This window comes from Micromonospora sp. CV4 (assembly GCF_003667455.1).
GTDB lineage: Bacteria > Actinomycetota > Actinomycetes > Mycobacteriales > Micromonosporaceae > Micromonospora.
Genome location: NZ_RCVI01000307.1, coordinates 1 through 11,473 on the forward strand (window position 1 = coordinate 1; position 11,473 = coordinate 11,473).

Annotated in this window: 7 protein-coding genes and 1 pseudogene; 7 read left to right on the forward strand and 1 reads right to left on the reverse strand. The window is 73.2% G+C overall.

Translation table 11 applies throughout. The annotated features are described in order from the left end of the window. From EAD98_RS21160 to EAD98_RS21175, 4 genes and pseudogenes are all read left to right on the forward strand, one after another. Positions 1-1,860 (forward strand): annotated as a pseudogene (locus tag EAD98_RS21160) (hypothetical protein); the annotation flags it as partial. A gap of 121 nt (positions 1,861-1,981) precedes the next feature. Then, positions 1,982-2,581: a TetR/AcrR family transcriptional regulator gene (locus EAD98_RS21165; protein ID WP_121655782.1), complete on the forward strand. Its 600-nt coding sequence runs from the start codon at positions 1,982-1,984 to the stop codon at positions 2,579-2,581. A 75-nt stretch (positions 2,582-2,656) separates the two neighbouring features. Beyond that, positions 2,657-3,994, forward strand: a complete 1,338-nt coding sequence (locus tag EAD98_RS21170; RefSeq protein ID WP_121655783.1) for an acetyl/propionyl/methylcrotonyl-CoA carboxylase subunit alpha — start codon at positions 2,657-2,659, stop codon at positions 3,992-3,994. Positions 3,995-4,148: 154 nt separating this feature from the next. Further along, positions 4,149-5,069 (forward strand): hydroxymethylglutaryl-CoA lyase, encoded by a 921-nt coding sequence (locus EAD98_RS21175; protein ID WP_121655784.1) that lies wholly within the window; start codon positions 4,149-4,151, stop codon positions 5,067-5,069. A gap of 60 nt (positions 5,070-5,129) precedes the next feature. Here the strand turns inward: EAD98_RS21175 and EAD98_RS21180 are convergent, their stop codons facing one another. Then, entirely contained in the window at positions 5,130-5,702 is a 573-nt protein-coding gene (locus tag EAD98_RS21180) for a snapalysin family zinc-dependent metalloprotease (RefSeq protein WP_121655785.1), read from the reverse strand. A 188-nt stretch (positions 5,703-5,890) separates the two neighbouring features. Between EAD98_RS21180 and EAD98_RS21185 the strand changes: the two genes are divergently transcribed. The 3 genes from EAD98_RS21185 to EAD98_RS21195 all read left to right on the forward strand — a co-directional run. After that, positions 5,891-7,423 carry an acyl-CoA carboxylase subunit beta gene (locus EAD98_RS21185; RefSeq protein WP_121655786.1) on the forward strand — a complete coding sequence of 511 codons (1,533 nt, stop codon included), beginning with the start codon at positions 5,891-5,893 and terminating at the stop codon, positions 7,421-7,423. Between the two features lie 77 nt (positions 7,424-7,500). Then, complete coding sequence (locus EAD98_RS21190) at positions 7,501-8,649, forward strand: acyl-CoA dehydrogenase family protein (protein WP_121655787.1); 1,149 nt, start codon at positions 7,501-7,503, stop codon at positions 8,647-8,649. A 143-nt stretch (positions 8,650-8,792) separates the two neighbouring features. Then, the coding region (locus tag EAD98_RS21195; RefSeq protein ID WP_147457459.1) for a helix-turn-helix domain-containing protein at positions 8,793-11,473 on the forward strand (2,681 nt) is incomplete at its 3' end.

Consider the following 11,473-nt stretch of genomic DNA (forward strand, 5'->3'; position numbering starts at 1 on the left):
GCCCAGTCGGAGTGGATCGCCCGACGGCTCGCCGTGCGGGCGGATGGTGAGCACCTGCCCCTCTCCGCCAGCGTCCGCCGCCGCCCGGCCCGCCCGGCCGGGGACGAGTCGAGCGTCCACCCCGACCGGAATGCGGCACCGGCCGTCGCCGACCGGGCGCGGGCCGACGACCAGACGGCCGTGGCCCTGCCCGCCGACGCCGGCCCGGATGAGCTGCTGGCCCTCGCCGAGGAGAGCTGGGGCCGGCACGACCGGGCCACCTTCCGGGCGGCGCTGGCCGCCTGCGACGAACGGTTCGCCGCCGACGACCTGCCACCGCGCACGGCCGCGCACCGGCTGGCGCTGCGAGCGGCCGAGCGCGGTGACGAGGACGACATCGCGGGCGCGATCGAGATGAACCGGGCGGCGCTGAGCCGGTACCGGGAGGCGGCCGAGGAGGTGCCCGCCCAGGTGGTCGCCGGGCGGCTCGGCGTGCTGCTGACCCGCTCCGACGACGACGCCGAGGAGGGGCTGGCGCTGGTCCGGGCCGCCGCCGAGGCGTTGGAACGGCTCGGCGACGCCCGACAGCGGGCCGCCGGGCACGACCGGGTGGCGCTGGCGCTGCTGCACCGGGAACGCTGGGCGGAGGCGCTCGCCGCGCTCGACCGGGCACCGGCCGGCGCGGGCGGAGACCGGCACCTGGCGGCCCGGATCGCGCTGCACCGGGCACATCTGCTGGAGCAGTCGGACCGCGTCGAGGAGGCCCGCGCGGCCGCCGACGAGGCTCGCCGGATCGGCCGCGAGCTGGGCGTCGGCGAGCTGACCACGGCAGCCTGCCTGACGTACGTCCGGACGGCGGACGATCCGGCCGACGCGGTGGCCGCCTGCGACGAGGCGCTGGCGGTGGCGCCGGCGAACGCGGAGCTGCCGATCCGGGTCGCCCGGGCCCGGGCGCTGCTCTCCGCCGGGCGGGCCGCCGACGCCGTGGACGACTTCGTCGAGGCGGTGACGCTGTGCGTGGAGCGGGGCGCCGAGGGGGACGCCTTCCTGCGGTGGGAGCTGGCGAACGCGTACCGGGTCGTGGGCCGGCTCGGTGAGGCGGCCGAGGTCGCCGAGGAGGCTGTCCTCGGGCTGGACCGGCTCGGCGCCCAGGCGGAGGCGGACCGCTGCCGGCACCTGCTGGCCGGTGTCTACGCCGGGCTCGGCGAGATCGACCCGGCGCTGGCACTGCTGGAGCGCTTGGCCGAGAACCTGGACGGCCCGGACAACCTCCCGCACCGCGCGCAGGTGCTGGAGGAGGCCGGCGGGATCCTCTACGACGCCGACCGGGACGCGGTGGCCGCCGAGCGGTTCGCGGCCGCCGCCACGGCGTACCGGCTCGCCGACCTGCCGCTCGACGAGCTACGGGCCCGTCGACGGGAGGCGTACGCCTGGTTCTGGTCCGATGACCGGCCGGCGGCGGTACGCGCCATCGAGCTGGTGGACGGGTTGGCGGCGACGCTGGCCACGCAGCCCGAGCAGTCGCCGCCGGTGACGTACGAGCTGGCGATGGCGGCCGAGGCCGGCGCGCGGGTGCTGACCGGGGAGAACCGGCCGGACGAGGCGCTGGACCGGCTGTCCGGGGTGCCCGACCGGTTGCGGTCGATCGAGGCGTTCGGCGAGGCCGCGCAGGTGGAGATTCTGACCGGTGAGCTGCTGCTGCGCCTGGACCGGCCGGCCGAGGCGGAGCCGCTGCTGCGCCGTGTGCTCGGCGGGCTCCCGGCCGACTCCCGGCCCGTACGCCAGACCGCCTGGCTGCTGGCCCGTGCGCTGGACCTGCTGGACCGGTCCGCGGAGGCCGAGGCGGTACGGGCGGAGCACGACCTCGACCCGGACGACTGACCTCGCCGGCCGGTCGACCCCTCCACCGGCAGGTCGGGAGGGGTCGACCGGCGGTGCGACGTGCGCAACCGACCGGTAACCACCGCTCCACCGCGCGCAGCTCGCGGTCTACGCTTGCCCCGTGACGGTGGAGCAGCAGGCGCGCGGCGCGGCGAGTGCGGGCCGGCGCCGGTCCCGCAAGGACGAGATCCTGGAGATCGCGGTCGGCCTGTTCGCCGCCCGGGGCTACCACGGGGTGTCGATGGACGACATCGGCGCGGCCGCCGGGGTGACCGGTCCGGCGCTTTACCACCACTTCGCCGGCAAGGAGGCGATGCTGGCCGCCGCGCTGATCCCGGTGAGCGAAGGGCTGCTGGCCGGCGGGCGGGAACGCTCTGCCGGGCACCCGGACGACCCGCGCGGCGTACTGGAGTCGCTGATCGACTTCCACGTCGAGTTCGCGCTGGCCAACCCCGCGGTGATCGCGCTGCACCTGCACGAGCTGGACCGGCTGCCGGAGGAGCCGCGGCGGCGGATCCGCCGCCTGCAACGGCTCTACGTCGAGGAGTGGGTCACGGTGCTCACCGCGCTGCACCCCGGCATGCCCGACGGCGAGGCACGGGTGCTGGCGCACGCCGCGTTCGGCCTGATGAACTCGACCCCGTTCCTCGGTGGTGAGGTGGACCGGCGACGCCGTGCCGAGCTGCTGCGCGACGCCGCCCTGGCCGCGCTGCTCGCCTGAGCCCCCGACTCGTCAGAAGCGTGCCGGTCATGGTTCCCTGACAAGCGTCCCACCATCCGGACGCCGGGAGGAAACATGATCGAGTCACTGCTGGTCGCCAATCGGGGCGAGATCGCCCGCCGGATCATCCGCACCGCCAAGCGGCTCGGCATCCGCGCGATCGCGGTGTACTCGGAGGCCGACGCCCACCTGCCGTTCGTCGCCGAGGCGGACGAGGCGGTCCTCATCGGCCCACCGAACCCGGCGCAGAGCTACCGCAACACCGAGGCGATCCTCGCCGCCGCGAAGTCGACCGGCGCGCAGGCCATCCACCCCGGGTACGGCTTCCTGTCGGAGAACGCCGAGTTCGCCCGTACCGTCGAGTCGAGCGGCCTGATCTGGGTCGGACCCGACGCGGACGCGATCACCGCGATGGGCGACAAGATCAACGCCCGGAACCTGATGGCGGCGGCCGGGGTTCCGGTCGCGCCCGGCACCACCGACCCGGCGGCGGACCTGGACACCGCCGTGGCCGCCGCCGCCGAGATCGGTTACCCGGTGATGGTCAAGGCCGCCGCCGGTGGCGGCGGTATGGGCATGGGCGTGGCCGTCGACGAGGCCGCGCTGCGCACCGAGTACGACAAGGTGCGCGCGTTCGCCGAGCGGATGTTCGGCGACGGCTCGGTGCTGATCGAGCGGTACTTCCCCCGGGTGCGTCACGTCGAGGTCCAGATCCTCGGCCTGGCCGACGGTCGGGTGGTGGCGCTCGGCGAGCGGGAGTGCTCGGTGCAGCGGCGTAACCAGAAGCTGGTCGAGGAGTCGCCGTCCCCGGCGGTCTCGCCGGAGCTGCGCGTGCGTTTCCTGGCCGCGGCGGTACGCGCCGGCGAGGCGGTCGGCTACCGCAACGCGGGCACCGTGGAGTGCCTGCTCGATCTCGCGACGAACGAGTTCTTCTTCCTGGAGATGAACACCCGCCTTCAGGTGGAGCACCCGGTGACCGAGTACGTCTACGGCGTCGACCTGGTCGAGGAGCAGTTGCGGGTGGCGTCCGGGCTGGCGCCGACCTTCGATCCGGACGCGCTGGCGCCGAGCGGGCACGCCATCGAGATGCGGATCAACGCCGAGGACCCGAAGCGCTTCCTGCCCGGCCCCGGCGTGGTCCGGACCTGGGTGGAGCCGACCGGCGAGGGTGTCCGGGTGGATTCCGGCTACACCCAGGGCAACACCGTCACGCCGTTCTACGACAGCCTCATGGCCAAGCTGATCATCAGCGGCGCCACCCGCGACGAGGTGATCGAGCGCGCCCGGACGGCCGTCGCCGCCTTCCAGATCGAGGGCCCGAAGAACAACCTCCCCTTCTTCGCCGAGCTCCTGGAGAACGAGGAGTTCCTCTCCGGCGCCTACGACACCGGCATCGTCTCCCGCATGCGCTGACCCGACCCCGACCCCCGACCCCTGTTGATCAAGAGGTTTGCGTCAGCCGCAGCCGGAATCCTGACGCGAACCTCTTGATCAACGCGGCTGGTGGTGCGAGTGGCATGCTGGGGGAACCCCAGCACAGCTTGACGTCACAGTGAGGTGACCCCTTATGGCGGACCTGCCGGACTTCGTCTCCATTCGCGAGGTTGGACCGCGAGACGGGCTGCAGAACGAGGACCCGATTCCGACCGACGCGAAGGTGCGGCTGCTCGACGCGCTCTCCGGCACCGGCGTACGACGGATCGAGGCGGTGTCGTTCGTGCACCCGAAGGCGATCCCGCAGATGGCCGACGCCGACGAGGTGTGGCGGCGGGCGGCGCGGGCGGACGGGGTGCGCTATTCGGCCCTGGTGCCGAACACGCGGGGCGCTCAGCGGGCCCTGGCCGCCGGGTTCACCGAGATCGAGGTGGTGGTGTCGGCCAGCGACACGCACAACCGGCGCAACGTCAACCGCTCCACCGACGAGTCGCTGGACGACATCGCGGAGCTGATCGACCTGCTGCACGGCGCCTCCGCGCAGGTCGAGGTGATCGTGGCGACCAGCTTCGGCTGCCCGTACGAGGGGGACGTCGACCCGGCACGGGTGGCCGGGATCGTGGACCGGGTCGTCCGCGACGGCGCGGACCGGGTCGCGTTCGGCGACACCACCGGCATGGGCACTCCGCGCCGGGTCCGCGAGCTACTGACCGCGGTACGCGACCGCAACGCGCACGTGCCGGTGCTGCTGCACTTCCACAACACCCGGGGTACGGCGCTGGCCAACCTGCTGACCGCGCTGGAGCTGGGGGTGACCGAGTTCGACGCCAGCGTGGGCGGCCTGGGCGGCTGCCCGTACGCGCCGGGGGCCAGCGGCAACCTGGCAACCGAGGAGGCCGTGCACATGCTGCACGACATGGGCATCGACACCGGCATCGACCTGGCCGCCCTCATCGAGGCGGCCGAACTGGCCGAGCATCTGCTCGGCAAGAAGCTGCCGTCCGGCGTGCTGCGCGCGGGTCCGCGGACCCGGCTGACGCCGATGCCGAGCTGACCGCTCGCAAACGCGGGGAGGGGCCGGCACGATGCCGGCCCCTCCGTCGTGTCCGGTCGATCAGCCCACCGTGGTGAGCATGCTCGGCCAGCTGTCGCGGAAGATGTCCGCTCCGGCGCGGTCCGCGCTGCGCTCGGTGGCGAAGGTGCCGGCGAAGAGGTTGCTCACCCGGTTCGCCTCGGCGCTGCTCGGGTACGGGTTGGTGCAGCTGGTGCCGGCGCTGCCACCGGACATCAGGAGCGAGCAGTTCCCGTTGTAGTTGTCCGGCAGGCCGAGGATGTGCCCGATCTCGTGGGTCATGATCCGCAGCACGCTGTACTGCGCGGCCTGCTGGGTGTCGATGTAGACCCGGCCGTTGCCGAGGCTGGTCCGGACGGCGTACGAGCCGCCGCCGGTGATCCGGTAGATACGGAGGTTGGAGCCACAGTTCGCCGAGAGCGTCAGGTTCACGGTGGCGTTGTTCCAGATCGAGGCGGCCTGGTTGGCGACGCTGGCGTAGCTTCCCGCCTGGCTGGTGTTGTAGCAGATGGTCATGGCGGCGGACGCGGGCGAGGGGTTGGCGACCGTGACGCCGAGGGTGGCGAGCGTCATCGCGACGAACGCGACCGCGAGCCGATTGAGTCGTGAGGTCATCGCTGACTCCAATCCGGGAGGAGGGGGTGTCAGGAGCCTAGTCATAGAAATTAATAGATTTCAATGTTTGGTTTGAATCCGCAGCATCCCGGCGCCGCCCGGCCATCCGGTCCGCCCATGGGTCGCCGGTCGTCACGCGAATGCGATAGCCTAACGATCGTTCAGGTCAGTACGGCGAGGGAGTCAGCGTGACGCTCGACGGTGAGGCGCTGGAGCAGCTGCGCAAGCGGGCCCGGTCCGGCGGCGCGGACAAGTACCACGCGGCCAACGCGGCCAAGGGCAAGCTCTTCGCCCGGGAGCGGGTCGCGCTCCTGGTCGACGAGGGCTCGTTCGTCGAGGACGGCCTGTACGCCAACGCGCTCGCCGAGGGGCTGCCCGCCGACGGCGTGGTCACCGGCACCGCCACCATCGACGGCCGGCAGGTCTGCCTGATGGCCAACGACTCCACCGTCAAGGCCGGCAGCTGGGGCGCCCGCACCGTCGAGAAGATCATCCGGATCATCGAGCGGGCGTACGGCGCCGGCGTGCCGATGGTCTACCTGGTCGACTCGGCCGGCGCGCGGATCACCGACCAGGTCGACCTGTTCCCCGGCCGGCGTGGCGCCGGCAAGATCTTCTGGAACCAGGTACGCGCCTCGGGATCGATCCCGCAGGTGTGCGCGCTGTTCGGCCCGAGCGCCGCAGGTGGGGCGTACATCCCGGCGTTCTGCGACGTGGTGGCCATGGTCGACGGCAACGCCAGCATGTACCTCGGCTCCGACCGGATGGTCGAGATGGTCACCGGCGAGAAGACGACCCTGGAGGCGATGGGCGGGGCCAAGGTGCACACCGCCGAATCCGGTGTCGGGCACTTCCTCTGCAAGACCGAGGCCGACGCGCTCGACGTGGTGAAGACCTACCTGTCGTACCTGCCGGCGAACTGGACCCAGCAGCCGCCGACCGCGCCGGCCGTCGCCGCGCCGGCGAAGGCCGACCTGGCCGCGCTGGTGCCGGCCAGCGAGCGGCAGGCCTTCGACATGCGGCGGTACGTCAAGGGTCTGCTCGACGAGGGCTCCTTCTTCGAGATCCAGGCGCTCTGGGCCAAGGAGCTGACCATCGGCTTCGGCCGGCTGAACGGCGAGGTCGTCGGCGTGGTCGGCAACAACTCGATGTTCAAGGGCGGCGTGCTCTTCGTCGACTCGGCCGACAAGGCGACCCGCTTCGTTCAGCTCTGCGACGCGTTCAACGTGCCGCTGCTCTTCCTCAGCGACGTACCCGGCTTCATGGTCGGCAGCGCGGTCGAGAAGCAGGGCATCATCCGGCACGGCGCGAAGATGATCACAGCCATCTCGGAGGCGACCGTGCCGAAGATCTGCGTGGTGGTCCGCAAGGCGTACGGCGCCGGCCTCTACGCGATGGCCGGTCCCGGGTTCGAGCCGGACGCCACCATCGCGCTGCCCAGCGCGAAGATCGCGGTGATGGGGGCCGAGGCAGCGGTGAACGCGGTCTACGCCAACAAGATCGCCGCCATCGCGGACGCGGACGAGCGTGCCGCCTTCGTCGCCGCGAAGCGCGCCGAGTACGAGCAGGACATCGACGTCGTCCGGCTCGCCAGCGAGCTGGTGGTGGACGCCATCGTCGAGCCGCACGACCTGCGGACCGAGCTGGTCCGCCGGTTCGCCGCGGCGCGTACCAAGGATCGGCACTTCTCCCGGCGTCGGCACGGCGTCACCCCGGTCTGACCCCTCGACCGGACCAGCACAGCGAACCGTCCCGGCGTCACGAGCGCCCGGCGGCCCCGTCCACACAGGAGGATGAGATGGATTTCCGGCTCACCGACGAACAAACGGCGCTGCGGGAGAGCGTGCGGGACTTCGCACGAGAGGTGGTTGCCCCGGTCATCGCCGAGCATTACGAGAAGCACACCTTCCCGTACGAGGTGATCCGGCAGATGGGCAAGATGGGCCTGTTCGGGCTCCCCTTCGGCGAGGAGCACGGCGGCATGGGCGGCGACTACTTCGCGCTCTGCCTGGCGCTGGAGGAGTTGGCCCGGGTCGACTCCAGCGTGGCGATCACGCTCGAGGCGGCGGTCTCGCTGGGCGCGATGCCGATCTACCGCTTCGGCACCGAGGAGCAGAAGGCGACCTGGCTGCCGAAGCTGCTCAGCGGCGAGGCTCTGGCCGGTTTCGGGCTCACCGAGCCGGGCACCGGCTCGGACGCCGCCGGCACCCAGACGCGGGCGGTGCTGGACGGTGACGAGTGGGTCATCAACGGCTCGAAGGCGTTCATCACCAACTCGGGCACCGACATCACGGCCCTGGTCACCGTCACCGCGGTGACCGGCACGAACCCGGACGGCTCGAAGGAGCTGTCGACCATCATCGTGCCCACCGGCACGCCCGGGTTCACCGTGGCGCCGGGCTACTCGAAGGTGGGCTGGACCGCCTCGGACACCCACGAGCTGACCTTCGACGACTGCCGGGTGCCGGCGGCCAACCTGCTCGGCGGGCGTGGTCGGGGCTTCGCCCAGTTCCTCCGGATCCTCGACGAGGGCCGGATCGCCATCGCCGCGCTGGCCGTCGGTCTCGCGCAGGGCTGCGTCGACGAGTCGATCAAGTACGCGAAGGAGCGCCACGCCTTCGGCCGGCCGATCGGCGCCAACCAGGCGATCCAGTTCAAGATCGCCGACATGGAGCTGAAGGCGCACACCGCGCGGCTGGCCTACTACGACGCCGCCGCCCGGATGCTGGCCGGTGAGCCGTTCAAGCGGCAGGCCGCCATCGCCAAGCTGCACGCCAGCACCATCGCGGTGGACAACGCCCGGGAGGCCACCCAGATCCACGGCGGCTACGGCTTCATGAACGAGTACCCGGTGGCCCGGTTCTGGCGGGACTCCAAGATCCTGGAGATCGGTGAGGGCACCAGCGAGGTGCAGCGCATGATCATCGCGCGCGACCTGGGCATCTGACCGGAGCTGGAGTCTTCGTCGACCGGTCGACCAGCCGCCCCTGGCGGGCCTGTCCGAGCCGGCTGTCGGATTTCGGCGAGCGGGCGTCGGCAGCCCGACGTTCGACTGCCGATGGTCGGAGTCGATCCGTACTCTTCGTGCCCATGACTCCGGATCATGAAAGGTCGCGGAGCCCGGCCGGTCGTAGCGGGCTGGCGGAGCTGCTCCGCGGGCACCGGCGTGCCGCCGGCCTGACCCAGGCGGAGCTGGCATCCCGGGCCGGCGTGGGTGTGCGGACGGTGCGTGACCTGGAGCGCGGTCGGTCGGTCCGACCGCAGCGCACCACCGTCGAGTTGCTCGCCGCAGCTCTGGAGCTGACCGGGCCCGCCCGGACGGCGTTCCTGGCCGCTGCCCGGGGTCAGGCCGGTGGTGAGTCGCCCCGGCCGGACGCCACTCTGGCGGCCCTCGCGGTCACCGGTCCCACGACGTCGGCAGTCGACCCGGTCGGCCCCGCTCCGCCGGTCGCCCTTCCACCGGCGGTCGAGCTGATCGGTCGGGACCGCGACGTCACCGAGCTGGCCGCGATGCTGACCGCGGAGCACGGTCCTCGGCTGGTGAGCCTGGTCGGGCTGGCCGGGGTCGGCAAGACCGCGCTGGCGCTGTCCGTCGCGCACGGCGCCGCCGACGCCTACCCGGCCGGGGTGTCCGGGGTGCTGATCGGCGAGGGTTCGGACGGGCCGGACGTGCTCGCCGCCTCGACGGCCGTACTCGGTGCGGCCCGGCTGCCGGAGCTCAGCGCCCGGCTCGCCGGTCGCCCGGCGCTGCTGCTGATGGACGCGGTGGAGCGTGCGCCCGGCCCGGTGGCCGAGACGCTGCACCGACTGACCGCCGCGCTGCCCTCGCTGCGGGTGCTGGTCGCCGGGCGGCACCCGGTCGGGCTGCCCGGCGAACGGGTCTGGCCGGTCGCGCCGCTCGACGTGCCGCCGCCGGACGCCGAGCGATCCGGGCCGGCAACGCTCGGGTCGTGGCCGGCGGTCGCGTTGTTCACCGCCCGGCTCGCCCAGATCCGTCGGGAGCCACCCACCCCCGACGAGTTACCGGCGCTGGCCGCGCTGGTCCGCCGGCTGGGTGGGCTGCCGCTGGCCATCGAGCTGATGGCCGCGCGGGGCCGGCTCCTCGACCTCACCGAGCTGCTCGACCGGTACGGCGATCGGGTGCTCGACCTGGCGACGCCCGCGGACCCGTCGGCCCGACCCGGCTGGGACGCACCAGATGCGGCCACCCACCCGTCGAACGGCGCCGCCACCACCCCGGCCACGGCGGCGGTGACCCTGCGGGATGCGGTGGCGACCAGCTACCGGCTGCTCGCGCCGGAGGAGCGGGATGCGCTGCGACGGCTCGCCATGTTCGGCAACCGGTGGTCGGTGGAGCTGGCCGAGGAGATGCTCGCCGACGAGGCCGACCGGGACGGCACCGTGGCTGTCGACCCGGTCCCGCTGCTGGACCGGCTCGTCGAACTCGGCCTGCTGAGCGTGCGCGGCACCGGTCCGTTCCGGTTCCGGCTGCTCGACGCGGTCCGCGACTTCGCCCTCGAACAGGCGGCCGGCGGTGGCGAGCTGACGTGCGTCCGGCGCCGGCACGCGGAGGTGATCGCCCGCCTGGTGGCGCGGACCGCCACCGACCTGGCCGGTCCCCGGTTGCCCGACGCGGTCCACCGGCTGGACGAGGTGAGCAGCGACATCAGCTCCGCGCTGGCCCACGCGGCCACCGACGATCCGGTGACCGCGCTTCGCCTGGCGGCCTGCCTGCCCCGCTGGTGGCGGTTCCGGGGGCGCGACGTCGCCGGCCGGCAGTGGCTGCGCCGGTTGCTGGCCGACCCGCGAACCGCGGACGCCGACCTCGTCCTGCGCGGCTGGGCCACCCTGGGGGTGGCCCGGCTCGCCGCCGAGCACGGCGCGGGCCCGGACGAACTGCCGACGGCGCGAGCCGCCCTGGACCTGTTCCGGAAGGCCCGCGACGTCAGCGGAGAGCTGGAGGCGCGGACCGTGCTCGGCGCGCTGCTGATCACCGTGGGCGGGCACGACGAGGCCCGTGAGCAGGCCGAGGCGGTGCTCCGGCTGGCGGCGCGCAACGGGCGGACCCGGCATCTCGCGGTGGCCCAGAACAGTCTCGCCTGGCACGACATCCGGGGCGGCGACCTGGCCGCCGCGCGTCGGCGGCTGGCGGCCGTGGACCGGCTCGCCGCCGAGGGTGGGGAGCAGCGGCTGCGGCTGCTGGCGTGGGCCAACCGCGCGGAGGTCGCCCGCCTTGAGGGCCGGTACGCCGACGCCGTCGACCAGGGCCGGCAGGTCGTCGCGGCCCTGTCCGAGCTGGGTGATCCGGGGCATCGGCGCCGGGTGCTCGGCACGGTCGGGTTGGCGCTCGCCCAGGACGGTCGCGCCGCGGAGGCGACCGAGATGCTCGCCGAGCTGCGGGCAGGCATGGCCGATGTGGCGGTGGCCGTACCGGCGCGTTCGTGGATGGACCGGGCCGGGCCGCCGCGACCCCGTGCGGACGACCTGGTGCTGTCCCGTGGTGGGCCGGAGGCGGGCATCTGCGCGTTGATCGAGGGGAACCTGGCGCTGCACCGGGGCGACCGGGAGTTGGCTGCCGAGTGGTTCGCCGCCGCCGCCGATGCCGGTCAGGATCGGCGGGACGTGGTGGAAGCGCTGGTGGGGTTGGCCGCGAGCACCGCGGACCCGGCGGTCCTGGACCGGCTCGACCAGGTCTGCCAGGAGAGCGGCATTCGGTTGTTGCCGCAGGAGTCGGGACTGCTCTACGCGCTGATCGCCGCCCGGGGCGGGCC

Bases quoted from the DNA above. Each gene is read 5' to 3' on its own strand.
- EAD98_RS21170 (WP_121655783.1), top strand. From the start codon at position 2,657: ATGATCGAGTCACTGCTGGTCGCCAATCGGGGCGAGATCGCCCGCCGG.
- EAD98_RS21175 (WP_121655784.1), top strand. From the start codon at position 4,149: ATGGCGGACCTGCCGGACTTCGTCTCCATTCGCGAGGTTGGACCGCGA.
- EAD98_RS21180 (WP_121655785.1), bottom strand. From the start codon at position 5,702: ATGACCTCACGACTCAATCGGCTCGCGGTCGCGTTCGTCGCGATGACG.
- EAD98_RS21190 (WP_121655787.1), top strand. From the start codon at position 7,501: ATGGATTTCCGGCTCACCGACGAACAAACGGCGCTGCGGGAGAGCGTG.